Genomic DNA, 24561 nt, shown 5'->3' on the forward strand with positions numbered 1-24561 from the left:
CCGGGAGTTGCGGGCATTCTACCGACAACCCTGCGCCTGCTGCAAACGACATGGCAACAGCGCGGCGGCAGGCGCGGCTGGCTGCGCGATGCATTCGCGCAGCCGGGCTGCGTGATTACAGTTCGATCTCGCCTTCGAATACCGTGACGGCGGGACCGGTCATCTCGACCGGCGACTGGCCGCCGGCCCAGGCGATCGACAGGTCGCCGCCGCGCGTGTGCACGGTGACCGGCGACGTCAGCAGGCCGCGTCGGATGCCGGAGACCACGGCGGCGCAGGCACCGGTACCGCAAGCCAGGGTTTCGCCGGCGCCGCGCTCGAATACGCGCAGCCTGATCTCGTGCGGACCGACGATCTGCATGAAACCGGCGTTGACGCGGCGCGGGAAGCGCGCGTGGCGTTCGATCAGCGCGCCGTGCTGCTGCACCGGCGCATTGTCCACGTCGTCAACCACCTGTACCGCGTGCGGATTGCCCATGGAAACCGCGCCTATCCAGCAGGTGCCGCCGCCGACGTCCAGCGGCCACAGCGTTTCCTCGCCTTCGCGGCGGCCTGCGAGCCCGCTGCTGTCGAACGGCACCTCGGCCGGCGTGAGGATGGGCGCACCCATATCGACCGTGATGCCGTCGTCGTCCTCGAGGCGCGGCTCGATCACGCCGCTCATGGTTTCGACGCGGATCTTGCGCTTGTCGGTCAGTTTCTTTTCGGTCACGAAGCGCACGAAGGCGCGCGCGCCGTTGCCGCATTGTTCTACTTCGCCGCCGTCGGCGTTGTAGATGCGGTAGCGAAAGTCGATGCCGGGCTGCTGCGCCTTCTCGACCACGAGAATCTGGTCGGCGCCGATGCCGAAGCGGCGGTCGGCGATGTGGCGCCACTGCTCGGCGGAGAGTGCGATCTGCTGATGGATGCCGTCGAGCACGACGAAATCGTTGCCGGCGCCGTGCATCTTGGTGAAGGTAAGTTTCATTGCGCGATTATAGCGCCGCGCCATGCTCGCTGCGGACGTCAATAGACGCTGTCCTCGCCGGGCGGGCGCGTCTTGAAGCGCTTGTGGGTCCAGAAGTATTCGGCTGGCGTTTCGCGCGCGCGTTCCTCGATGAAGCGGTTCATGCGGCGCGTGGCCTCGATCAGGTCGTCGCCCGGATAGTCTTCCCACGCCGGATAGAAGCGCACCACCCAGCCCGCGTAGTTGGGCAGATAGGTCGCGATCACCGGGATCACCTTGGCGCCGGTGGCGGCGGCAATGCGCGCCGGCGCTGTCAGCGTGGCGGCGGTGGTGTTGAAGAAGGGTACGAAGGCCGCATCCCTGGCGCCGAAATCCATGTCCGGCAGCATGAAGTAGGGCAGGCCCTCGCGCATCGCGCGCAGGATGGGCTTGACGCCTTCCTCGCGCGAAAACAGCTTGACCGGTCGGAAGCGCGAGCGTCCCCGACGCAGCACCTTGTCGAAGGCATCGTTGAGCTGGCGCGTGTAGATCGAGCACAGCGGCGACTCCAGCATGACGGCCACGCCGGCGACGTCGAGACCGACGAAATGCGGGCACAGCAGGATGGTCGGACTGGCGGCGATCTGTTCGAGCGGCACGCCGGGTTCGATGCGGATCAGGCGGCGCAGGCGCGCTTCCGATGCCCACCACAGGATGCCGCGTTCGAGCACGCTGCGCGCATAGGCCTGGAAGTGCTGCTTCGCCACCGCCTCGCGCTTCTCTTCGCTCCATTCGGGAAAGCACAGCCGCAGATTGGTCAGCGTGATGTGGCGGCGCTTCTTTTTATAGGCATAGAGAAAGCTGCCGACCGCCTCGCCGAGCCGGGCGATGAAGGACAGCGGCAGCCAGTGCAGCAGCCACAGGAAACCGAGCATGATGCGCATCGTCATGACGCGGTTCCTGCATGAACGGCATCCGGCGGCGTCACGCCGGACGGGACCTTGTAATGGTTGTAGCTCCAGAAATACTGGGCCGGGCAGCCGGCGATCAAGCCTTCCATCGCGCTGTTGATGGCGCGCGCCTGCTGTTCCGGCAACAGCTCGGGCGACAGAACGAACGGCGACAGGTGCAGCAGATAACCACGGCCGCGCGGCAGGCGCTCGGCGAAGGCGAGGATGATGGCCGCTTCGGTCATCTGCGCCAGCTTGCCCGGCAGCGTCATGGTGTAGGCCGGCTTGCCGAAGAAATCGGCCCACACGCCTTCGCCGTTCTGCGGCACCTGGTCCGGCAGCAGGCCGATCACGCCATTGCGCTTCAGGACCTTGAACAGACTGCGCACGCCGGCCAGATTGGCCGGCGCCAGCGCCAGGTTGTAGCGCGCGCGTGCATCCTCGATCAGCGGCTTGAGCGCGGCCTGCTTGGGCGGGCGGTAGAGCACCGTCAGCGGCAGGCGCGAGGCAGCAAGCTGCGCCGACACTTCGAAGCAGCCCAGGTGCGGCGTGAGGAATACGATGCCCTTGCCGGCGGCGCGGGCTTGTTCGACGACCTGCCAGTTCTCGACTTGCACCTTGCCCAGCACGCGCGAAGGTTCTGCGCACCACACGAAAGGCAGTTCGAAGACGTTCTTGCCGGCCTCGGCGATGGCCGCGTGCAGATGGCGTTCGAAGCAGGCCTGTCTGATGTTGGCCTGCAGATGCTTGCGGTAGCGCGGCGAACACAGATAGACGATCCAGCCGGCGGCCGTGCCGAGCGCATGCAGGAGCGGCAATGGCAGGTGGGAGAGCAGGCGGAAGAGGGAGACGAGCATGCGGTCAGCGCAAGCCCCGCCGCGCGTGGAACGGGGTTTTGCCTTTTGATTCAAGACGCGTAAAATAGCACAAAGTAATAACCGCCGAGTTAATGACAACTTGCGAGGCGGTATACAAATCTCGCTAAAGCGTCGCAGGCTCGCCAGGTTGGCCGCGACACATGACCAACTATCGAAGGGGAGTCCTGCCACCATGGCAAACGAATACCTGTTTACCTCAGAATCCGTGTCCGAAGGTCATCCGGACAAGGTCGCCGACCAGATCTCCGATTCCATCCTCGACGCCATCCTCGAACAGGATCCGAAGGCGCGCGTCGCTGCCGAAACGCTGTGCAACACCGGCCTCGTGGTGCTGGCCGGCGAGATCACCACCACCGCCAACGTCGATTACATCAAGGTCGCGCGCGACACCATCAAGCGCATCGGCTACGACAATGCCGACTACGGCATCGACCACAAGAGCTGCGCCGTGCTGGTCGCCTACGACAAGCAGTCGCCGGACATCGCGCAGGGCGTCGATGAAGGCGCCGGCATCGATCTCGATCAGGGCGCCGGCGACCAGGGCCTGATGTTCGGCTACGCCTGCGACGAAACGCCGGAACTGATGCCGGCCGCGATCTACTATGCGCACCGCATCGTCGAGCGCCAGTCCGAGCTGCGCAAGGACGGCCGCCTGCCGTGGCTGCGCCCGGACGCCAAGTCGCAGGTCACGCTGCGCTACGTTGATGGCCGTCCGGTGGCGATCGATACCGTGGTGCTCTCGACCCAGCACGCGCCCGAGATGGAACATGCCGCCATCCGTGAAGCCGTGATCGAGGAAATCATCAAGCCGGTAGTGCCGGCCGAGTGGCTGAAGGACCCGAAATACCACATCAACCCGACCGGCCGCTTCGTCATCGGCGGGCCGCAGGGCGACTGCGGCCTGACCGGCCGCAAGATCATCGTCGATACCTACGGCGGCGCGGCGCCGCATGGCGGCGGCGCATTCTCGGGCAAGGACCCGTCCAAGGTTGATCGCTCGGCCGCCTACGCCGGCCGCTACGTCGCCAAGAACATCGTGGCGGCGGGCCTCGCCGAACGCGCGCAGATCCAGATCTCGTACGCGATCGGCGTGGCGCAGCCGACGTCGATCATGGTCACCACCTTCGGCACCGGCAAGATCAGCGACGAAAAGATCGAACAACTGGTGCGCGAGCATTTCGACCTGCGTCCGAAGGGCATCGTGCAGATGCTAGACCTGCTGCGCCCGATCTACAGCAAGACCGCCGCCTACGGCCACTTCGGCCGCGAGGAACCCGAGTTCAGCTGGGAACGCACGGACAGGGCCCAGGCGCTGCGCGCAGCGGCCGGCCTGTAAGGCTGGCGTTCGCGTCAGCGAACCCCGGGCTTTGGGCGAAACTCGTGTCCGCGCAGCGGATGTGAGTGCAGACCACAAAGCTCGGTGTCTGTAGTTCCAGCAGTTATCATTGGCCGGTTCGATCCATCGTGATCGACCGGCCTTTTCGTTTCCAGGATTCCCCTTCCATGCGAATTTCCACCGCGTTCGGCAACTGTCTTGTCCCGCTTGTCCTGGCATGCGGACTGGCATTGCCGTCGTCCGCAGCGGCCGCGCCGCCGCAGGAGCTGGCGCCCGAGCAATGGTGCGAGCGCCTGATCCCGCGCCTGCCGACGGTCACCCAGGCGCTGTGCCTGCAGGGCGGCTTCGCGGCCACCGGGCGGCATTCACTGCAGGGCTTTCCGCTGATCGCCAAGGACGTGCCGGCCGTCAATCGCCGGAAGCGGCCGCTGCGCGTGCTGTTGATGGGCGGCATCCATGGCGACGAGTTGACTTCGGCCGCCATCATCTATCGCTGGGTCGCAGACATGAACGGGCCGCTGGCGCAGAGCATGGACTGGCGCATCATGCCGGTCGTCAATCCGGACGGCCTGCTGGCGAAGAAGGCGAGCCGCATGAATGCCAACGGCGTCGATCTCAACCGCAACTTCCCGACGCCGGGCTGGGAAACCGAGGCGCCGCGCTACTGGCAGGTGCGCACGCGTGCCGATCCGCGCCGTTTCCCGGGCATGGCGCCCTTGTCCGAGCCGGAAAGCCGATGGGTCGAGGACGAGATGCACGGTTTCCGGCCCGACGTGATCATCTCCGTCCATGCGCCGTTCGGCGTGCTCGATTTCGACGGACCGGCGCAGCCGCCGCATCGCTTCGGTCGCCTGATGCTCAACCGCGTCGGCATCTATCCGGGCTCGCTCGGCAATTACGGCGGCGTGCACCGCAAGGTGCCGGTCATCACCATCGAACTGCCAAACGCGCAGCAGATGCCGTCGCAGGCCGAGGTGCGGCGCATCTGGGTGGACATGGTGCGCTGGATCGCCGACAACGTGCGGGCGCGCTCCGAGAAGGACGTGCAGGCCGCAGACGACAGCGCGCCAGCCGTCCGGCGCTAGCGCAATTTCGGTCGGCGCCGGTTTCGGGGCCGGTTTTTCGATTAAAATGACGGTCCGCATCAAGGAGCGTTGCGACAGGATCTTCGACCTGCCAGGCTTGATGCCGTCACCACTCTGCAACCGCGCTCACGTTTTCTTTTTTTCTGACGAAAGGAGGGCGTGATGAACGCCGCTGTACTGAATTCCGATTCCAAAGACTACGTGATTGCCGACCTGTCGCTGGCCGACTGGGGCAACAAGGAAATCAAGATCGCCGAGACCGAAATGCCGGGCCTGATGGCGATCCGCGAAGAATTCGCCGCCTCGCAGCCGCTCAAGGGCGCGCGCATCGCCGGCTCGCTGCACATGACGATCCAGACCGCCGTGCTGATCCAGACGCTCGAAGCGCTGGGCGCCACCGTGCGCTGGGCATCGTGCAACATCTATTCGACGCAGGATCACGCCGCTGCCGCGATTGCCGCCAACGGCACGCCGGTGTTCGCCGTCAAGGGCGAGAACCTCGACGAATACTGGGAATACACGCACCGCATCTTCGACTGGGATGGCGAGCAGGCCAACATGATCCTCGACGACGGCGGCGACGCCACGCTGCTGCTGCACCTGGGTTCGCGCGCCGAGAAGGATGCAAGCGTGCTCAACAACCCGGATTCGGAAGAAGCGGTCTGCCTGTACAACGCGATCAAGCGCTACCTGGCGATCGATCCGGCCTGGTATTCCAAGCGCCTGAAGGAAATCAAGGGCGTGACCGAAGAAACCACGACCGGCGTGCATCGCCTGTACCAGATGCACAAGGAAGGCAAGCTGGCATTCCCGGCGATCAACGTCAACGATTCCGTCACCAAGTCCAAGTTCGACAACCTCTACGGCTGCCGCGAATCGCTGGTGGACGGCATCAAGCGCGCGACCGACGTGATGGTGGCGGGCAAGATCGCCATCGTGGCCGGCTACGGCGACGTCGGCAAGGGTTCGGCGCAGGCCTTGCGCGCATTGTCGGCGCAGGTGTGGGTCACCGAGATCGATCCGATCTGCGCACTGCAGGCCGCGATGGAAGGTTACCGCGTCGTGACCATGGATTACGCGGCCGAGCACGGCGACATCTTCGTCACCTGCACCGGCAACTACCATGTGATCACGCACGAGCACATGAAGAAAATGAAGGACCAGGCGATCGTCTGCAACATCGGCCACTTCGACAACGAGATCGAGGTCGCCGCGCTCAAGCAGTACACCTGGGACAACATCAAGCCGCAGGTTGACCACATCATCTTCCCCGACGGCAAGCGCATCATCCTGCTGGCCGAAGGCCGCCTGGTGAACCTCGGCTGCGGCACCGGCCATCCGTCCTACGTGATGAGCTCGTCGTTCGCCAACCAGACGATTGCGCAGATCGAACTGTTCGTCAACACGAGTGCCTACCCGGTCGGCGTCTATACGTTGCCCAAGCACCTGGACGAGAAGGTCGCGCGCCTGCAGCTGAAGAAACTCAACGCGCAACTGACGACGCTGACCGCCGAACAGGCAGCCTACATCGGCGTGCAGCAGGAAGGTCCGTACAAGCCGGAGCACTATCGCTACTGATCGCTTGTCGGCAGGCGGGCGCTGCTTCGCTCGAGGAGCGGCGCCTTTTCAGGGCCGGCTGTCGGCCATGTTTCCATCATCGAGGGAGAGTCGCATGCGTATCCTGATCATCTGGGCAATCAATGCGGCGGCGCTGTTCGCGCTGCCTTTCCTGATGTCGTCCATCCGTATCGACAGTTTCGTCACTGCGATCGTGGCGGCGCTGGTGCTGGGTTTGATCAATGCATTGATCCGGCCGGTGCTGGTCCTGCTGACGCTGCCGGCCACGCTGCTGACGATGGGCCTGTTCATCTTCGTCATCAACGCCCTGATGTTCTGGGCAGCGGCCGAACTGGTCAGCGGCTTCCACGTCGCCGGCTTCTGGTCCGCCTTCCTCGGCGCGATTCTCTACAGCATCATTTCGTGGGTGCTGTCCTCGCTTCTGCTGCAAGAAAAATGACACAACAAAATTTCAGCATCGAGTTCTTCCCGCCCAAGACGCCGACCGGCGTTGAGAAGCTGCGCGCGACCTGCGCGCGGCTGGGTGAACTCAATCCCCGCTATTTTTCGGTGACCTTCGGCGCCGGCGGCTCGACCCAGCACGGCACGCTCGATACCGTGCTCGACATCCGCCGCGCCGGCCACGACGCGGCACCGCATCTGTCCTGCCTCGGCAGTTCGCGCGACAGCCTGCGCGCGATCCTGAAGGAATACCAGTCGCATGGCATCAAGCGGATCGTCGCGCTGCGCGGCGACCTGCCGAGCGGCTATGGCGCGATGGACATGTCGTCCGGCGAATTCCGCCACGCCAACGAACTGGTGGAATTCATTCGCGCCGAGACCGGCGACTGGTTTCACATCGAGGTCGCCGCCTATCCGGAAATGCATCCGCAGGCCAAATCGCCGCAGGACGATATTGCCAACTTCGTACGCAAGGTCAAGGCCGGCGCGGATTCGGCGATCACGCAGTATTTCTACAATCCGGATGCCTACTTCCGCTTCGTCGATGAAGCGCGCAAGGCCGGCGCCGAGGTGCCGATCACGGCCGGCATCATGCCGATCACCAACTACACGCAGCTGATGCGCTTCTCCGACATGTGCGGCGCCGAAATTCCGCGCTGGATACGCCTGCAACTGGCGTCCTACGGCGACGATGGCGATTCGATCCGTGCCTTCGGACTCGACGTCGTGACGGATCTCTGCGAGCGCCTGCTGGCGGGCGGCGCGCCCGGCCTGCATTTTTATACCTTGAACCAGGCGGCCGCGACGCATGCGATCTGGAGCCGGCTCAATCTGTCGCAGAAATAGACGTCGGAAGCAACGAAAAGCGGCGCAGCCCGGCAGGGCGCGCCGCTTTTTTTTCATGGTGGTGCAACGCGAGCGGTTTATTCAGGCAGTTGGCCTTCTTCGGTAAGCAGGGCGTCGAGCGCGATGTCGTAGGTATCGGGCGCGAACGCGACTTCGCTGAATGCATAGGCAACGCCGACCGTGCGTGGGCGCGGTGTCAGCGCCACGGTGCGGTCGTAGAAGCCGCCGCCGTAGCCGAGGCGGAAGCGATGGCGATTGAATCCCACGCACGGAATCACCAGCAACTGCGGAAACACCTCGCGGTGCGGCGCGGCCGGCGTCATGGCGCCGTAGCGATCGTCCTTCATCGGCTCGCCCGGCGTCCACGCGACGAACTTTAACGGGGCATCCTTACTCACAACCACTGGCAAGGCGAGTTGCATGCCGCTGTCGTGCAGGGCGGAAAACGTGGCGTGCAGATCGGGCTCGCCGCGCATCGGCCAATAGACGCCGACCAGCGTGGCATCCGCAGCCCGCAGCCATGCCAGCAGCCGTTCGCCGATGCGTTCGTCCATCGTTTTTTTCGCATCGGCCGCAAGGGTCTGGCGTCTTGCCAGCAGGGCCGGGCGCAGCTCTGGTTTCTGCATGGTTTTCGTCGTCGGGAGAGTCGGTGCGCGTGCTATTCTAGCCGGGCAGTGCCGGCCTGTAAAAACAGTCTGGATCAGCTAAAGGAATCGAGGATTCATGTTTGCAAAAAAAGTACTGACCGGTTTTCTTTTTGCGGCCGTGTCGACCGCATTTCTGCCGTCCGCCGCCCATGCGCAACGCGTGGCCGGCTTCGCGACCGCCGACGATGCCTTCCTGGCATTACGCGATGCGGCGCGCCGCAACGATGCCGCGAAGGCGGCCGAGATCGCGGCCAGCCTGGGCAATTATCCGATTCCTTCCTACGTCGATTACTACCGCATCCGCGCACGCATCAAGGATGCGTCGGCTTCCGAGGTGCTTGGCTTCATCGACCAGTATCGCGGCAGCGCGATCGCCGACCGCCTGCGCAATGACTGGCTGCTCGAACTCGGCAAGCGCGGCGACTGGGCGACCTTCGATGCGCAGTACCCGATGTTCGTGCTCAACGACGACACCCAGCTCAAGTGCTATGCATTGATTTCCAAGGCGCTCAAGGGCGGCGATGTGGCTGACGAGGCGCGCGCGCTGCTGGCGGTGCCCAAGGACTACGGCGATGCCTGCGTGTCGCTGATCGCGGTGCTGCTGGAAACCAGGCAGTTCGACGAGGACGACCTGTGGACTCAGGTGCGGCTGGCGGCCGGTACCGGTTCCAGCGATTTCGTGCGCCGCCTGGTGCCGCTGACCGGCATCGACGACGGTTCGCTGATGACGGCGATGGACAAGCCGGGCCTGATCCTCGCCAAGGGACCGGGCTTCCGCCGCGTCAAGCACGAGGTCTTCATCGTCGCACTGGGCCGCGCCGCGCGCAACGATCCGCAGCAGGCCGCATCTGTGCTGGCGTCGAGCGACGGTCAGCGACTGAACAACAAGCAGCAGCAACTGGGCTGGGCCGCGATCGCGTTGCAGTCGGCGCGCAAGCTGCAGCCCGAAGCGGCCGAATACTGGCGCCGCGCCGGCAAGGCGCCGCTGTCGATCGAGGCACATGAATGGAAGGTGCGTTCGGCACTGCGCGCCGGCGACTGGAAGCTGGTGCGCGACGGCATCGAGATGATGCCGCACCACCTGCGCAACGATGCGACCTGGACCTACTGGCTGGGCCGCGCGCTGCGCGAGGAAGGACGGCGCGCACGCGCCGAGACGCTGTTCCAGTCGATTGCCTCGCAGCCCGGCTTCTACGGCCAGCTGGCACTCGAAGAACTGGGCCAGCGCACCACGATCCCGCCGCGCCCCGCGCCGGTGACGGCGGCCGAACTGGCGCCGATGGAAGCCAATGCCGGTTTCCGCCGCGCCTTCCGCTTCTTCGAACTCGGCCTGCGCTTCGAGGGTTATCGCGAATGGAACTGGGAACTGCGCGGCATGAACGAGCGGCAATTGCTGGCGGCCGCCGAGTTCGCGCGCCGCAACGACGTGCTGGACCGCATGGTCAATACTTCCGACCGCACCATCGTCGAGGTCGATTACGACCAGCGCTTCCCGACCCCGCACCGTGACGTCATGCAGGCAGCGACGCAGCGCCTGCAGCTCGAAATGGCGTGGGTCTATGGCCTGATCCGCCAGGAGTCGCGCTTTGTGCGCGATGCGCGCTCGCACGTCGGCGCCTCCGGCCTCATGCAATTGATGCCGGCCACGGCGCGCTATGTGGCGAAGAAGATCGGTTATGCCGATTTCCGTCCGGCGCAGGTCAACGAGGTGCAGACCAACGTGTTGCTCGGCACCAGCTACCTGAGCATGGTGCTGGGTGATCTCGAGGGTTCGCAGACCATGGCGACCGCCGCCTACAATGCCGGCCCCGGTCGTCCGCGTGCCTGGCGCTCGACGCTGGCGGCACCGGTCGAAGGCGCGATCTTCGCCGAATCGATTCCCTTCACCGAAACGCGCGACTACGTGAAGAAGGTGCTGTCGAACGCGACCTACTACGCCGCCATGTTCGAGAACCGCCCGCAGTCGCTGAAGGCGCGGCTCGGCACGGTCGGCCCGGCGGCCTTCGTGCCCAGCGCCTTGCCCTGATACGATGAAGAGGCGGTTGCACTCGTCCCTTCAATGCCCTCTCTTCCCATCCGGATTATGCATATCACCGAACTCGATCCGACCCTGTCCCAGACCCTCAGCGATGCGGAGAAGAGCGGGCTGAAGCTGGTCATCGCCAACAAGAACTATTCTTCGTGGTCGATGCGGCCGTGGGTGCTGATGACGGCTTTCAACATCCCGTTCCAGGAGATCGGCGTGCTGCTCGAGCGCGACGATACGGCGGTGCAGATTGCGCAATATTCAGCTTCGGGCCGCGTGCCCATCCTGCTGGCCGGCGAGACTGGAGTCTGGGATTCGCTGGCGATCTGCGAATACCTGGCCGAGCAGTTTCCCGACCAGCGCATGTGGCCTGAAGACGTGGCGGCGCGCGCCACGGCGCGTTCGATCTGCGCCGAGATGCACTCGGGCTTTCGCGGCCTGCGCACGGCGATGTGGATGAACATCCGCGCGCGCTTTCCCGGCAAGGGACGCACCGCCGAGGCACAGGCCGACATCGGCCGCATCAGCGAGATCTGGGAAGACTGCCTGGCGGCGGCCGGACCGCACGATTTCCTGTTCGGCGACTTCACGATCGCCGATGCCTACTTCGCGCCGGTGGCGACGCGCTTCCGCACTTACGAGGTCACGCTGGGGCCGCTGCTCGACGCCTACGTTGACCGGCTGCTCGCGTATCCGCCGGTGGCGCAATGGATCGATGCCGCGCTGCTCGAAAGCGCGCGCATCGAGAAGTACGATGTCTATCCGGACTGATCATCACGCCATGGCCGAGCTGAAAACCTATGTTGTCGGCGGCGCCGTGCGCGATGCCCTGCTCGGCGTGCCGGTCAAGGACCGCGACTACGTGGTCGTCGGCGCCACGCCGGAACAGATGCTGGCGCAGGGGTATGTGCCGGTCGGCAAGGATTTTCCGGTCTTCCTGCATCCGGTCACGCATGCCGAATACGCGCTGGCGCGCACCGAGCGCAAGACCGCGCCCGGCTATCGCGGCTTCGTGTTCCATACCGATCCTGGTGTGACGCTCGAGGAAGACCTGGTGCGACGCGACCTGACCATCAATGCGATGGCGCAGGACGAGCAGGGCGTCATCGTCGATCCGTTCGGCGGGCAGCAGGATCTGGAGCGGCGCCTATTTCGCCATGTCTCGGCCGCCTTTGCCGAAGACCCGGTGCGCATCCTGCGCGTGGCACGCTTCGCGGCGCGCTTCCCGGAATTCTCGGTGGCCGACGAAACCAATGCCCTGATGCGCACCATGGTTGACAACGGCGAAGCAGATGCGCTGGTGCCGGAACGCGTCTGGCAGGAACTGGCGCGCGGCCTGATGGAAATCCGCCCTTCACGCATGTTCGCGGTGCTGCGCGAGTGCGGCGCGCTGCAGCGCATCCTGCCCGAGCTCGACGCGCTGTGGGGCGTGCCGCAACCAGAGAAATACCACCCCGAGATCGATACCGGTGTGCATGTGATGATGGTGGTCGATCATGCCGCCGTACAAGGTTACAGCCTGCCGATACGCTGCGCCGCGCTGCTGCACGACCTTGGCAAGGGCGTCACGCCGCCCGACCAGTGGCCGCGCCACCACGGCCACGAGGCGCACAGCGCGCGATTGGTCGAGGCGGTCTGCAGGCGCCTGAAAATTCCCAACGACTGCCGCGACCTGGCGCTGATGACGGCGCGCGAACACGGCAACGTGGGCCGCGCGCTGGAACTGCGTCCGGCCACCATGGTGACGCTGTTCGAACGCTGCGACGCGTTCCGCAAGCCGCAGCGCTTTCTCGACATGCTGGTGGCTGCGGAATGCGATCATCGCGGCCGTACCGGCTTCGAGGACCGGCCGTTCCCGCAGCGTGCCTGGCTGGCGGGTGCGCTGGAACAGGCGAGCAGGGTGGATGGCGGCGCGGTGGCGGCGTGGGCGCGCGAGCGTTATCCCGATCAGCCGGAACGCATACCGGAAGCGATACGCGCGCGGCGCGTGGAAAACGTCAGGGAATGGCTGGAACGCAATGCCAGCCCGGAGGAGTAAGACGGAAGCTCGGTTTTCGAGGCGCCTGCCTCAGGTCATTGGCACGTGGCGGCGGTTGGTCAGCAGGTAGGCGCGCATTTCCTCTCGGGTAACGACGCCGTCGCCATTGGCATCGATGCGTTCGAAGTTATCGACGATGACCGCGATGCGGGCGGCGCGCGCTTCGGCCTTGGTGATGCTCTGGACCGGATTGGAAACATGCATGACGCGCGCGGGCTGGTGTTTGGCCTGAAGCCGGGCATCCTGTTTCGATGCATGCGTGGCCGTGTGTTTTTGCAGGTCGGCGGTGATGACGGCTCGAGTCGCGAAGGACTGGGCCGCAATGGACTGGGTCGCAATAGACTGGGCCAGTGCCAGATTGGTGAACAGTAGTGCGGCTGCGGTCAGCAGGTATTTGGCGTTCATTTGATACTCCCCTATCAAGACGAATCGCGGATGCGTGGTTGCCTCATTGAAAGCGGAAACGCTTCTCGTCTCCAGATCATTTACGCCTTGTTACACTCCCTGCGCAATTTGTAACGCAGCGGCATGATCCCATCATGCGCAAGCCGGACCCGGGTTTCTGTGCGGAATCCCACTTTCCCGGCGGTTTGCGCAGGTATGCGTCCCGTCAGAACTTGGGGATGTGCAGGGTCTTGCTGATCATCAAGGTGCCGGACAGCGCGAACAGCAGCGCCACCGGATGCAGCAGCCATGGGCCGATGTCCCATGCACCGCCCCACAACTGTTCGCCGATCAGGGCGCGCGAGGCCAGCCACGCGAGGATGCCGGTCAGGATCACGCTGGTCGGGATCGGCGTGCCTTCGAAATACGCGACCTTGTCGCCGCCTTCCGAGAGGCTTTCTGCCGTCACGTTGAAGCGCGCCAGACGGCTGACGCCGCAGCAGACGAAATAGATGAGGATGGCGCAATCCCAGCCGCCGCGCAGGCCGGCGGCAAAGGCCAGCGCCGCCGGCGCGATGCCGAAGGAAATCACGTCCGCCAGCGAATCGAGCTCGCGGCCGAGTGCCGAATGCTGGCGCCGCCAGCGCGCGATGCGGCCGTCGAGCACGTCGAAGATGAAGGCGGCGGGCGCCATCGCTGCTGCCGCATAGAAATGCGTGAGCGACTGGCTGCTCATGTACAGCATGGCAAGGAACACGGCCGCCACGCCGCAGGCGGCATTGCCGAGCGTAAAGAAGTCGGCCAGATGGAATTCGCGCAGCATCGAGAAATGCTTGCGTACGGGTTTGGGTGTCTGCATATGGCGTGTCGTGCCTGTTATTGTGTGGTGACGCGTCGCGATGGACGGCGCTGAAAGCGCATGTCAGAGTATCGCATCGAACCGGCCGGGATGAGAAGAACTTCGCATGCTGCCGGCCGGGCGTAAGCCGGTTACCGCACATACGTGCCGAATGGCACGGCGTTACACTGGGTGCCGAACTTCGAACAAGCACAGGAGGAATCCATGTCATTTTCCTGCAATTTTTCCGCACGTGCCCGCAAGCAACTCGCCGGTTTGGCGCTGTTGGGTACCGGTGCGCTGATGTCGTTTTCCGCCGTGGCCGCCGATGCGCGCAACGATGCCTACCAGAAAGAACGCGAAGCCTGTCTCAGCGGCGCATCGCACCAGGATCGCGCCACCTGCCTGCGCGAAGTGGGCGCTGCCCGCGGCGAAGCCCGGCGCGGCAACCTGACCGAGAGCCAGAGCTACGACGGCAATGCGAGCCAGCGCTGCAACGCGCTGCCGCCCGCTGACCGCGAGGATTGCATCCAGCGCGTGCGTGGCGGAGGCACGGTCTCCGGCAGCGTGGAACAGGGTGGCATCTATCGCGAAACGCGCACGACCGTGATCGCGGAACCGCCGCCGCCAAGCGCGCCGCCGCCGGCCTACGAGCCGGTACCGGTGGTACCGCCTGCCGCGCCGCGTTGATGGATTGACGCGCGCTCCAGCAAAAACGGCAACCTTCGCGGGTTGCCGTTTTTGTTCGTGCTACGCCTGAATCAGCCGTTTTTCCGCCGCCGCGAACTGGCGGTAGCCGCGAGCGCGCAGTGCGCAGGCCGGGCATTCGCCGCAGCCATAGCCCCAGTCGTGCAGCGCGCCGCGCTCGCCGAGGTAGCAGGTATGCGTGTCGCGGCGGATCAGGTCAACCAGCGCGGTGCCGCCGACCTCGCGCGCGAGGCGCCAGGTATCGGCCTTGTCGAGCCACATCAGCGGCGTTTCCAGCGTGAGCCGTGTCGCCATGCCGAGGTTGAGCGCGACCTGCAATGCCTTGATGGTGTCGTCGCGGCAATCGGGATAGCCGGAGAAGTCGGTTTCGCACATGCCGCCGACCAGCACGTCGAGCCCGCGCCGATAGGCCAGCGTGGCGGCGACCGTCAGGAACAGCAGGTTGCGGCCGGGCACGAAGGTGTTGGGCAGGCCGTTTTCCTGCATCGCGATCGCGGTCTGGCTGGTCAGCGCGGTGTCGGAAATCTGCGCGATCAGCGACAGGTCGAGCATGTGGTCGTCGCCGAGCCGCGCATCCCATTCGGCGGAAAAGCCGCGCAGCTGCTGCAGGATGGCGGGCCGCACCGCGAGTTCGATGGCGTGCCGCTGGCCGTAGTCGAAGCCCGCCGTTTCCACGCGCGCATAACGCGACAGCGCCCAGGCGAGGCAGGTGGTGGAATCCTGGCCGCCGCTGAACAGTACCAGTGCGCCTTTTGCAGACATCATGCAACCTCTTGAAGAAGAAAGGGCGGCAACCGGCATGGTTGCCGCCCAGGCAGCGATTATATGTGCTGCGCGCCTACGGCGTCAGCGCGGCGCGATGCTGCTGATGGTCTGCTCGATGGTGTCGCCTTCTGGCTCGGTGAAGCGCACGCGCACCGGGTACCAGTTCTTGCCGGGCGCAAACCAGATCTCGATCTTCTGGTCCTTGTCGTCATCGCCGATCACCTTGCTGACCTTGGTCGCCTTCAGGCTGCCGAGGCCGGTCTGCAGGGTTTCGGATTTGCCGACCTTGAAGCGCCAGACGCTGGCGTTCTTCTGACTGGCGACCACGGTCGAAATCGTCGAGCCGGTCTTGAAGCGTGCAGGCGTGCTGCGCGCGATCGTCGCAAGCTGCCAGACCACGCTGTTGCGATCCTGTTCGCCGCCCTTGATCGGGAAGGTCTCGTCGGAGGCGTCGAAGCGGATGGTGTTGGCAGCACGATCGAAGGTGGTGGTCGTGGCGCCCTTGCGGAAGCGTTTCTCGACGGCAGTCTGCGGTGCCAGGCCGTTGGCGTCGATCGCGCCTTCGCTCTTCGCCTCCAGGATCTTGCCGAGCAGGGAAGCGCGCGTTTCGCTGGCGATCGAATAACGGCCGTCGCCGGCGCGCCATTGCACGTTGGCGGTGCCATTCAGCGTCAGGCCGTGCTGCACGGCCTGGATCGTGTAGCCGAGATCGGCCGAGGGTGGCGGATTGACGGCGGTCTTCGCGGTTTTCTGGGCCAGAACGGGCTGTGCCGCCACGGCTAGGATGCTGCTCAACAGCAGCGCAGGAAGGGAAAAAGCCTTTTGATTCATGGTTTTACCGAATGTGATGTTCATTATTGAGACCCGGAAGGGTTGGAAACGTTCAGGCGCGTCATGTTCATGTCGAGCACGTCGCCGTTGGGCTCGGTATAGCGCAGCCGTACAGGGTACCAGCCCAGTGCCGGCGCCAGCCAGAACTCGAGTTTCTGGTCGTAGGAGCCGGGACGCGGCACGCGCAGCAGGTGCCAGGCTTCGGTGGCTTCGCCGTCGACGTCGATCTGTTCGAGGCCGACCACGTTGATTTCCCATGGTTCGGCGTCGCGCGTGCCGGCGACCACGATGCGGATCGTGGTGCCGGCCTGGAAATGCTCGGCGTCGCCGCGGCCGATGCCGGCCAGTTGCCAGACGATGCTGGCGCGATCCTGTTCGGTGCCAAGGCGCGGGTAGCTGTTGGTGGAGGCCGAAAAGCTGATGGTATTGCGCTCGCGATGGAAGTGGGTATTGGTTTCCGAACGACGCAGGCGCTTCTCCGCGTACAACTCGGGCGCAATCCCGCTCTGCTCGATGGTGCCGCTGCTGCGGAAGCGCAGCGCGGTGATGAACAGCACGCCGAACTCGCCATCGATCGCATAGCGCGTGCCGTCGGTCTGCCAGTCGATGGTGCCGCTACCGTGCATCGGTTCGCCATCGTGCGGCTTCTTTTCGATGGCGTACTTGATGCGCGCCGAGGGTGGCAGGCTGACGCTGTAGCTCGGCAGGTCGGGTTGCGGATCCGGCTGCGGATTCGATGGTGAGGCGGCTTCCGCCACGTCGGCCGTTTGCGCGACGTCGGTGTCGTCCGTCTCCGTCAGCATGGCCGGGTCGTCTTCCATGATCGGCTGTTCTGTCACATCCGTTTCAGGCAGCGGCTCGTCCACCACGGGCGCGGCAGGCGGCGCTGCGGGCCTGGGCTTGACCGATGGCTTGGGTTTCGGCTTGGGCGCCGGCTTGGCCGGCGGAGGAGGAGGCGGGGGCGGCACCAGCAGGCTGGCGGCGACCACCTGTTCCGGAGGCATCGGCTTTTCCTGTGTCGGCAGCGGCAGCATGTCGCCGACTTCGGCGATCAGCAGCAGGTGCAGCAGCGCGGAAACGACCAGGATCGGCAGCCAGCGCAGGCGCGATGCGCGCGCGGGAGGGGAAGGTCGAAGGGCCGCTGCCGGAGTCATTGCGCTAGTGTAGCCGCAAGCGCGCGCGGCTGCGTGGCGTTGCGCATTTTGGCAGCACGTAAAATGGCGTTTTTTGCGAAGTGCCGATCATCATGAAAATGCGATCCTTGCCCCTGCTGTTTGCCGCGCTGTTGGGCGCGTGTTCGTTTGCGCTCGCCGCAGAGCCGGAACGGGCGCCCATTCGTCTGGGCATGATAGACGGCATGTCCGGGCCCTTTGCCAATGCCGGCGAGGCGGTCGCGCGCAACCTGCAACTGGCGGTCGAGAACGTCAACGCGCGCGGCGGCGTGCGGCTGGCGGATGGCATGCATCCGCTGCAGCTGGACATCTTCGACAACAAGCAGGGCGTCGAGGAGTCGCTGATCGAACTGCGGCGGCTCACCGACCGCGGTATTCCATTCGTTTTGCAGGGCAACAGTTCGGCGGTGGCCGCCGCACTGGTCGACGCGGTCGAGCGGCACAACCGGCGCGCCGGTGGCAGGGAGCGCGTGCTGTTCCTCAACTATTCGGCGGTCGATCCGGCGCTGACCAATGCGCAGTGCAGCTTCTGGCATTTCCGTTTCGATGCGAACGCCGACATGCGCATGCATGCGCTGACCGAAGTGATACGCGGCGACGCGCAAGCCAGGCGCGTCTATCTGATCGGCCAGGATTACAGCTTCGGCCGCATGGTGGCGGAGGCGGCGCGTAGCCAGCTTGCGGCCAAGCGGCCCGACATCCGCATTGTCGGCCACGAGCTGCATCCGGTCGGCAAGATCAAGGACTTCGCGCCCTACATCGCCAAGATCAAGGCGTCCGGCGCCGACACCGTGGTCACGGGCAACTGGGGCAATGACCTCACGCTGCTGGTGAAGGCGGCGCGCCAGTTCGGCCTCGACGCCAAGTTCTACACCTTCTACGGCAACAGTCTGGGTGCACCGGCGGCGATCGGCGAGGCCGGCGTCGATCGCGTGCGCGCGGTGGCGGAATGGCATCCGAACGCCGGCGGCGCGCAGCCGGGCACCGCGAGCGCGCGCTTCACCGAAGCCTTCCGTGCCCGCTATCCGCAGCCGCAGGACGACTATCCGATGCTGCGCATGCACGTGATGATCGAGATGCTGGTGCGCGCGATCGAGCAGGCCGGTTCCACCGATGCGGTCGCCGTGGCGCGCGCGCTCGAAGGCGCGCGCTATCGCAGCGACTTGCACGATGCCGTCATGCGCGCCGAAGACCATCAGTTGATCCAGCCGCTGTACGTGTCGGTAATGCAGCGCCTCCGCGACGGCCGCATCCGTTTCGACAACGAGGGCAGCGGCTACGGTTTCCGTACCGAGGCCTATCTGCCGGCGATGCAGACCGCCTTGCCGACTACCTGCCGCATGCAGAGGCCGTCACGCTAGCGGCTTTGCGCATCGTCGGCAATGCCGGGAGTGGCAGTCGGCGTACGCAGCCGGCCGGCGAGCCAGGTGGTGATGATGCCGCAGGCTACCGCCAGGTAGCCGACCGTATCGTAATGCGCGATGTTCCCATCCGCGGTCTGCGTGATGATCAAGCCCGCCAGCAGCGTGGCCGCGCCCGATGAAAGCATCTGTACCGACGCCAGCAAGGTCATGAAGGTGCCGCGCACGGACTGTGCCGGCACGCCCGTCACCATTGCCATGCCGGACACCATGCGGCCCGGCACCAGGATGAAGAAGACGGTGGAATGGAACAGGATCAGCCATAGCGGCGCCGGCCCCAAGTGGGTCACGATCAGGATCGGAATGAAGGACAGCCATGCCACGATGCGGTACATGCGCAGCTTGCCGTGGCGGTCGGCCAGTCTTCCGATCAGTTGCGAGGTGAAGAAGGTGGCGGCACCGCCGCACAGATAGACCAGCGTCAGCAGGTGGTCGGGCAGGCCGACATTGGTGGTCGTGTATAGCGCGAAGTAGGGGATCACCGTGAAGCCTGCGAACATGATCAGCGAGATGAAGGCAAAGGCCTGCAGATGGGCTGGTTCACGGATCACCGCGAACAGTTGCTGCGCGATGCTGCCGCTGCGTGGCTGCTGCAGATGTGCCGTCAGGCTCGGCAGTTTGCGGTAGCCGATCAGCCAGATCAGGCTCGAGATCGCAACGATGAAAAAGAAGGGGGCACGCCAGCCCAGGGACGGAAAGCTGTTGGCGAACAGCAGGCCCAGCGGCACACCGGCCACCGTCGATATCGAAAACGCCGCCATCACCACGCCCATTGCCTTGCCGCGCCGCTCGAACGGAATCACGTCTGCCACCATGGTTTGCACCATGGCGCCGAGGATGCCGCCAAAGGCCCCGGCCAGCGCGCGCGCCACCAGCAGGAAGGCATAGCCGGGCGCCAGCCCGCAGGCCAGCGTGGCAATGATGAAGGCGGCGTACAGCGACAGCAGCAGACGGCGCCGGTCGAAGCGGTCGATGTAGGTTGCCGCCAGCAGGCTGGAAGCAGCCGCGGTGAAGGTGTAGGAAGACAGCAGCAGGCCGAACTGGTGCGCATCGATCTGCAGCGCGCGGATCAGCTGCGGACCCAGCGGCATCATGATCATGAAGTCCAGGATGTGCGTGAACTGGATGCCGGCGACGGTCAGCAGGAAGGTGCGTTCGCGGATGCTGGAAGAGGATGGATTCAAGAGTATGGGCGGCGCGATGAAATGCCGGTCAATTGCCTGTCGGCGGCAAGCCTCAGCTTGACAGAGTTTCGGCCGCGCTGCAGCAGACGCGATCGCGTCCTGCCGCCTTGGCGGCGTACAGCGCTTCGTCGGCGGCTTTCAGCAACTGCGCTGCAGTGTGCGTGCCGGTGGGAATGCAGGCCGCGACGCCGGCGCTGACGGTGACCACACCGCTCGGCACGGCACTGTGCGGAATGCCAAGGCCGCGAATGGCCAGCCGAATTTTCTCCGCGACGGCAAGGGCGCCGGCCAGATCGGTATCCGGCAGCAGTACCACCATTTCCTCGCCGCCATAGCGGGCCGGCAAATCGGCGGCGCGGCCGGCACCCTGTTCAAGCAAGACCCTGCCGATCTGGCGCAGGCAGGCATCGCCTTCCGGATGGCCGTAGAGATCGTTGAACTGCTTGAAGCGGTCGACGTCGATCATGATCAGTGCAATCGAACTCGCATTGCGGGCGGCACGGCTGAATTCGAGTGCCAGCGCGGCGTCGAACTTGCGGCGGTTCGGCAGGCCGGTCAGGCCGTCGATGGAAGCCAGGTTTTCCAGGTCCGCATTCAGTTTTTCGAGTTGCTCCTTGGCCAGCAGCAGCTCGTACTCTGCCGCGTCGCGCGCATTGATCTGGAAGATCAGGCGAAAGCCGATGATCCCGAGCAGCAGCAGGAGAAAGGCGGTGATCGAGGTCAGATGGTAGGTCTGCGCCGTCCAGGTAGAGAGAATGTCTTCCTTGGAAAGGGCGACCGCCACCAGCAGCGGATAGGTGTCGAGATGGCGATAGCTGTACAGGCGTTCGGTATTGTCGAGCCGTGAGGTCAGCATGGCAGTGCCGACCGGCCCGCGATGGCGGTATTCGTTGAAGACGGGGCCGTGCGAAATGTCGGTGCCGACTCCTACTTCCTCCTGCGCGCGGCGCACCAGCAGCGTGCCGTCGTCGGTGGTAAGGAAGATGGTGCCGGCCTGGCCGATGTCAAACTCGGCATAGTAGTCGCCGAAGTAGGCGACGTGCACGCTGGCCAGCACCAGTCCGGCGAATCGTCCCTGCGCATCGGTCAGACGGCGCGTGACCGGTACCACCCATTCGTTGGTGACACGGCTCTGGATCGGCGCACCGACGTGCGGCCCGCGTTCGGCGACTTCGCGATGGTACTGAAAGTAGGGGCGATCGGTGATCGTCACATGTCGTACCGGTGCGGGCCGCGAGGTGGCGACCAGCGTTCCCTGCGCATCGTAGACGCTCAGGCCGGCCAGCATGGCCTGGTTTTCTATCCGCGCGCGCAGGTAGGCGTGCAGGTTCTGCGCGCCGGCATCGTGCAGATGCCGCTGTTCTTCCACCAGTTCCGCCATCCCGACCAGCAGATTGTCGGCCGAGCGGATTGCGTCCTGCGCATGCTGTGCCAGCGCGCGGGCCATGTTGGTTGTGGTGCTTTTGCTTTCTGCGATGGTCTGCACGCGCGTTTGCCAGACGCTCCAGACGACGAGGATGATGAGAGAAACGGCGACCAGATACACGAAGGTCGCGGTGGCGCCCAGCAGGGTGCGCTTCTTGTCGATGAAGGAGTGGATGTCGTCTGGCAATGTCGGCTGGCGAGAATGGCTGTGCTGGGCGCTAGTGTACTTCAGTCGCGCAGGGCAGGAACATGTCTGTCAGGAAAACAGGGCACGCCGTATAATCGCAACACCGCGACCCCCGGGCGCAGTCAGCGTCCAAAGGCGATGAGCATGCAGCGGCATACCCGCGTTTCGGCAAGCCGGTGTCTATTCGAGGAGATTCGTCAATGATGTGGTTTGCGGCCTACGTGGCGGCCGGTGCGTTCGTCGGCGTGCTGGCCGGCCTGCTTGGCATCGGTGGCGGCATGACGCTGGTGCCGGTGATGGCGGCCCTGTTCGCGGCTCAGCAGTTTGCGCCCGACCATGTGGTGCACATGGCGCTGGCGACCTGCATGGCGTCGGTGGTGTTCACGTCCAGTTCCAGCGTGCGCGAACACCTGAAGTTCAAGGGCGTTGATTTCGACATCGTCAAGCGCATGACGCCCGGCATGGTGATCGGCAGCCTGCTGGCAACCTCTTTCTCTGCCTGGATTCCGCAGCGCATGCTGGCGCTCAGTTTTGCCGTCATCGTCTTCTGCGGCGCCACCCAGATCCTGTTGAACAAGAAGCCGGAAGCCGCGCGCAGCCTGCCGTCGGCGGGACCGCTGTTCGCGGTCGGCGTGGTGATCGGCATCATCGCCGGGCTGGTGTCGGCCGGCGGCGCCTTCCTCAGCGTGCCGTTCATGCTGTGGTGCGGCGTACCGATGAAGAAGACCATCGGCACCGGCGCCATGATGGGCATTCCGCTGGCGATCATGGGGACGATCGGTTACGCGATTTCCGGCTGGAATGTGACCGGGCTGCCGCCAGGCACCATCGGCTTCGTCTCGATCACGGCACTGGTAGGCATCGTCTGCGGCAGCGTCTTCACGGCACCGATCGGCGCGCGGCTTGCGCACCGGCTGCCGGTACCGACGCTCAAGCGCATCTTTGCCTGCCTGCTGTACGTGCTGGCGGCCAAGATGCTGTGGACCTACTGGTAGGGAAGACTCAGTTCTTGCGCGAGAACTTGGCGGCCAGCTGATTGAGCTTGTCGGCACGCAGGCGCTCGGTTTCCTCGGCCTTGCGTTGTGCCGCTTCTTCCTGGCGCTGCACCTTGCGCTGTTCGGCATTCTTGCGGAAGCGCTCCTTCAGTGTTGCCGCAGCATGCGCGCGATGTTCGTCGCTGACTTCGTCGGCCTGCGAGCCGTCGAGATTGAAACGCACGGTCGCCTTTTCCATCGCCTTCAGGTAGCGCAGCGAATTGGTGTGGATGCCGAGCGCGGTGCGCAGCATCTTGCGGCTGACGTCGGAGCGTTGGGCGAACAATTGCTTGTCGATGCCGATGGCGAGCGGCTGGCACTCGCCGAAGACGGGAAATTTTTCCTGCAGGTCCTTCAGAAGGGCGCGTGGAGAGTCGAACGGGGCGGTTGTGGCTTCGTTGGTAGTCATGAACAGCAATCGAGCAAGGTGATTCCAGCCGGCAGGATAGCACGGCGTTTGCGCTTGTCTCAATTGCATTTAAATGGAATGAGAAAAGATGGCGCAGGACCCGCACGAATACGAGAACGAAGAGAACCGGCCGCTGCTCGAAAGGCCGTGGATCGTGTTGCGTACCACCTATGATGTCGAAACCTGGATCGATCACCAGAACCGTCATCTGCAGCGGCATGCGGTCGGCAGCCGGTTGGAGCGCTGCGGCCTGTGCTTCCGGCTCGAGCAGGGCGGCAGCCTGTACCTGCACACCACGCAGGAGGGCGATGTGGTGCTGGACGTGCCGCAGGAGGCCGAATGGGTGGCGCCGCTGATCGTGGCCGCCACGCAGATCGCGCAGCCGGCGAAGCAGTGGTGGACGATTCCCGGCGACCGTCTGACGCAACTGGTGCTGGGCCTGAGTCCGCTGATCGCGGCGACCGCGATCGTGACGGATCACGATTTCGGCATTCGCCGTTACTAGTCCGACTGAACAAGTGAAAAAGCCGGCTCGTGCAAACGAGACCGGCTTTTTTCATCGCTCGCGCCGCATGTTGCGGCGCGTCGCTTATGCCGCAGCGGCGGGCTTGTTGTGGCGCTTGGCGAGATAGGTGCCGACCAGGATCACGCCTGCGGCCAGTACCAGGCCCGGCAGGCTTAGATGGCTGCTGCCGAACAGGGCGATCTCATGGTGCGGGATGTGGCTCTCGATCCATGGCTGCACGGCGGTGTCGGAGAACAGCATTTCACCGGCCAGGTAGCCGAGCAGACCGGCGCCGAGGGTGATGATGATCGGGAATTTTTCCATCAGCTTCAGCACCAGCGTGCTGCCGAACACGATCAGCGGTACGCTGATGGCCAGACCGATGACGAGCAGGGCCAGATTGCCGTTGGCGGCTGCTGCCACGCCAAGAACGTTGTCCAGGCTCATGACCAGATCGGCGATCAGGATGGTCTTGATGGCGCCCCACAGGTTCGAATGGCCTTCGACTTCTTCCTCGCCGTCATCCTCGGCCAGCAACTGCACGCCGATGTAGAACAATGCGACGGCGCCGATCAGCTTGAGATACGGCAGCGTCAGCAACTGCAGCGCGAAGATGGTGAGCACGATACGCAGAATGATGGCGGCGGCGCTGCCGTACAGCACGGCCAGCCGTTTCTGTTTGGGTGGCAGGGATTTGGCGGCCAGCGCGATCACCACGGCGTTGTCGCCGGAGAGCACGATGTTGATCAGGATGATGTTGCCCAGGGCGGCCCAGAAGCCTGCGGTAGTCAGTAATTCCATGTCTTCCTCTTGTCTTGCTGCTCCGTAATCCGGAGTCGATATTGAATGAACGCGGTGATCGTCTTTGCGATCGTGGGTGTCGGCCGGACCTGCGACCGGGTACCTTCTGTGCCACGCGACGAACAATGATGAAACCTTTCCGACAGC

The 24561-nt window shown here is 64.6% G+C and carries 25 protein-coding genes and 1 riboswitch; of the genes, 12 read left to right on the top strand and 13 right to left on the bottom strand.

The window, feature by feature from the left end; all coding sequences use genetic code 11:
* Positions 1-115: 115 nt before the first annotated feature.
* From dapF to IEV38_RS07585, 3 genes are read right to left on the bottom strand one after another with little or no spacing between them, the layout of a single operon-like run.
* The gene (gene dapF / locus IEV38_RS07575) at positions 116-967 is read right to left on the bottom strand and encodes a diaminopimelate epimerase (protein WP_188395593.1); all 852 of its coding nucleotides are present in this window, start codon (positions 965-967) and stop codon (positions 116-118) included.
* A gap of 38 nt (positions 968-1005) precedes the next feature.
* A complete protein-coding gene (locus IEV38_RS07580; protein ID WP_188396091.1) occupies positions 1006-1869 on the bottom strand; it encodes an LpxL/LpxP family acyltransferase in 864 nt (287 codons plus the stop codon).
* Positions 1870-1871: 2 nt separating this feature from the next.
* Positions 1872-2732: a lysophospholipid acyltransferase family protein gene (locus IEV38_RS07585; protein WP_188395594.1), complete on the bottom strand. Its 861-nt coding sequence runs from the start codon at positions 2730-2732 to the stop codon at positions 1872-1874.
* A 193-nt stretch (positions 2733-2925) separates the two neighbouring features.
* On the opposite strand from IEV38_RS07585, the gene metK reads away from it, so the two are divergent.
* From metK to metF, 5 genes are all read left to right on the top strand, one after another.
* Positions 2926-4089, top strand: coding sequence for a methionine adenosyltransferase (metK, locus tag IEV38_RS07590; protein WP_188395595.1), 1164 nt, complete (start codon positions 2926-2928; stop codon positions 4087-4089).
* A gap of 167 nt (positions 4090-4256) precedes the next feature.
* A complete protein-coding gene (locus IEV38_RS07595) occupies positions 4257-5174 on the top strand; it encodes a M14 family zinc carboxypeptidase (protein ID WP_188395596.1) in 918 nt (305 codons plus the stop codon).
* A 55-nt stretch (positions 5175-5229) separates the two neighbouring features.
* Positions 5230-5309, top strand: a riboswitch (S-adenosyl-L-homocysteine riboswitch).
* Between the two features lie 27 nt (positions 5310-5336).
* Complete coding sequence (gene ahcY, locus IEV38_RS07600) at positions 5337-6752, top strand: adenosylhomocysteinase (RefSeq protein WP_188395597.1); 1416 nt, start codon at positions 5337-5339, stop codon at positions 6750-6752.
* Between the two features lie 94 nt (positions 6753-6846).
* Positions 6847-7191 (top strand): phage holin family protein, encoded by a 345-nt coding sequence (locus IEV38_RS07605; protein WP_188395598.1) that lies wholly within the window; start codon positions 6847-6849, stop codon positions 7189-7191.
* Positions 7188-8039: a methylenetetrahydrofolate reductase [NAD(P)H] gene (gene metF / locus IEV38_RS07610; protein ID WP_188395599.1), complete on the top strand. Its 852-nt coding sequence runs from the start codon at positions 7188-7190 to the stop codon at positions 8037-8039. Before IEV38_RS07605 ends, metF begins: the two co-directional genes overlap by 4 nt.
* A 77-nt stretch (positions 8040-8116) precedes the next feature.
* On the opposite strand, the gene IEV38_RS07615 is transcribed toward metF, so the two are convergent.
* Complete coding sequence (locus tag IEV38_RS07615; protein WP_188395600.1) at positions 8117-8665, bottom strand: 5-formyltetrahydrofolate cyclo-ligase; 549 nt, start codon at positions 8663-8665, stop codon at positions 8117-8119.
* A 97-nt stretch (positions 8666-8762) separates the two neighbouring features.
* On the opposite strand from IEV38_RS07615, the gene IEV38_RS07620 reads away from it, so the two are divergent.
* The 3 genes from IEV38_RS07620 to IEV38_RS07630 are packed head-to-tail and all read left to right on the top strand — an operon-like array spanning position 8763 to position 12750.
* Positions 8763-10712 carry a lytic transglycosylase domain-containing protein gene (locus tag IEV38_RS07620; RefSeq protein WP_188395601.1) on the top strand — a complete coding sequence of 650 codons (1950 nt, stop codon included), beginning with the start codon at positions 8763-8765 and terminating at the stop codon, positions 10710-10712.
* Between the two features lie 57 nt (positions 10713-10769).
* The gene (locus tag IEV38_RS07625; protein WP_188395602.1) at positions 10770-11483 is read left to right on the top strand and encodes a glutathione S-transferase family protein; all 714 of its coding nucleotides are present in this window, start codon (positions 10770-10772) and stop codon (positions 11481-11483) included.
* Between the two features lie 19 nt (positions 11484-11502).
* The gene (locus IEV38_RS07630; protein ID WP_188396092.1) at positions 11503-12750 is read left to right on the top strand and encodes a multifunctional CCA addition/repair protein; all 1248 of its coding nucleotides are present in this window, start codon (positions 11503-11505) and stop codon (positions 12748-12750) included.
* 30 nt (positions 12751-12780) lie between these two features.
* Here the strand turns inward: IEV38_RS07630 and IEV38_RS07635 are convergent, their stop codons facing one another.
* Positions 12781-13155 carry an EF-hand domain-containing protein gene (locus IEV38_RS07635; RefSeq protein ID WP_188395603.1) on the bottom strand — a complete coding sequence of 125 codons (375 nt, stop codon included), beginning with the start codon at positions 13153-13155 and terminating at the stop codon, positions 12781-12783.
* Positions 13156-13360: 205 nt separating this feature from the next.
* Entirely contained in the window at positions 13361-13993 is a 633-nt protein-coding gene (locus tag IEV38_RS07640) for a CDP-alcohol phosphatidyltransferase family protein (RefSeq protein ID WP_188395604.1), read from the bottom strand.
* Between the two features lie 204 nt (positions 13994-14197).
* Between IEV38_RS07640 and IEV38_RS07645 the strand changes: the two genes are divergently transcribed.
* On the top strand, positions 14198-14662 hold the full coding sequence (locus IEV38_RS07645; protein WP_188395605.1) for a hypothetical protein: 465 nt from the start codon (positions 14198-14200) through the stop codon (positions 14660-14662).
* 60 nt (positions 14663-14722) lie between these two features.
* Here the strand turns inward: IEV38_RS07645 and queC are convergent, their stop codons facing one another.
* The 3 genes from queC to IEV38_RS07660 form a co-directional block, all read right to left on the bottom strand.
* Positions 14723-15445: a 7-cyano-7-deazaguanine synthase QueC gene (gene queC / locus IEV38_RS07650; RefSeq protein WP_188395606.1), complete on the bottom strand. Its 723-nt coding sequence runs from the start codon at positions 15443-15445 to the stop codon at positions 14723-14725.
* 81 nt (positions 15446-15526) lie between these two features.
* Positions 15527-16276: a DUF3108 domain-containing protein gene (locus tag IEV38_RS07655; protein ID WP_188395607.1), complete on the bottom strand. Its 750-nt coding sequence runs from the start codon at positions 16274-16276 to the stop codon at positions 15527-15529.
* Positions 16277-16299: 23 nt separating this feature from the next.
* The gene (locus IEV38_RS07660; RefSeq protein WP_188395608.1) at positions 16300-17430 is read right to left on the bottom strand and encodes a DUF3108 domain-containing protein; all 1131 of its coding nucleotides are present in this window, start codon (positions 17428-17430) and stop codon (positions 16300-16302) included.
* Positions 17431-17522: 92 nt separating this feature from the next.
* On the opposite strand from IEV38_RS07660, the gene IEV38_RS07665 reads away from it, so the two are divergent.
* Positions 17523-18809 carry a branched-chain amino acid ABC transporter substrate-binding protein gene (locus IEV38_RS07665; RefSeq protein WP_188395609.1) on the top strand — a complete coding sequence of 429 codons (1287 nt, stop codon included), beginning with the start codon at positions 17523-17525 and terminating at the stop codon, positions 18807-18809.
* Here the strand turns inward: IEV38_RS07665 and IEV38_RS07670 are convergent.
* Together IEV38_RS07670 and IEV38_RS07675 are read right to left on the bottom strand one after the other, a co-directional pair.
* A complete protein-coding gene (locus IEV38_RS07670) occupies positions 18806-20053 on the bottom strand; it encodes an MFS transporter (protein WP_229728931.1) in 1248 nt (415 codons plus the stop codon). The genes IEV38_RS07665 and IEV38_RS07670 overlap by 4 nt on opposite strands.
* 52 nt (positions 20054-20105) lie before the next feature.
* Positions 20106-21665 (bottom strand): sensor domain-containing diguanylate cyclase, encoded by a 1560-nt coding sequence (locus IEV38_RS07675; RefSeq protein WP_188395610.1) that lies wholly within the window; start codon positions 21663-21665, stop codon positions 20106-20108.
* Between the two features lie 200 nt (positions 21666-21865).
* On the opposite strand from IEV38_RS07675, the gene IEV38_RS07680 reads away from it, so the two are divergent.
* Positions 21866-22660 carry a sulfite exporter TauE/SafE family protein gene (locus IEV38_RS07680; protein WP_188395611.1) on the top strand — a complete coding sequence of 265 codons (795 nt, stop codon included), beginning with the start codon at positions 21866-21868 and terminating at the stop codon, positions 22658-22660.
* A 7-nt stretch (positions 22661-22667) separates the two neighbouring features.
* On the opposite strand, the gene IEV38_RS07685 is transcribed toward IEV38_RS07680, so the two are convergent.
* On the bottom strand, positions 22668-23108 hold the full coding sequence (locus IEV38_RS07685; protein ID WP_188395612.1) for a ProQ/FINO family protein: 441 nt from the start codon (positions 23106-23108) through the stop codon (positions 22668-22670).
* Positions 23109-23196: 88 nt separating this feature from the next.
* On the opposite strand from IEV38_RS07685, the gene IEV38_RS07690 reads away from it, so the two are divergent.
* Complete coding sequence (locus tag IEV38_RS07690; RefSeq protein WP_188395613.1) at positions 23197-23613, top strand: hypothetical protein; 417 nt, start codon at positions 23197-23199, stop codon at positions 23611-23613.
* Between the two features lie 84 nt (positions 23614-23697).
* Here IEV38_RS07690 and IEV38_RS07695 read toward each other — a convergent pair whose 3' ends face one another.
* Positions 23698-24414: a TerC family protein gene (locus tag IEV38_RS07695; protein WP_188395614.1), complete on the bottom strand. Its 717-nt coding sequence runs from the start codon at positions 24412-24414 to the stop codon at positions 23698-23700.
* Positions 24415-24561 lie beyond the last annotated feature (147 nt).

This window comes from Oxalicibacterium flavum (assembly GCF_014635065.1).
Lineage (GTDB): Bacteria > Pseudomonadota > Gammaproteobacteria > Burkholderiales > Burkholderiaceae_D > Oxalicibacterium > Oxalicibacterium flavum.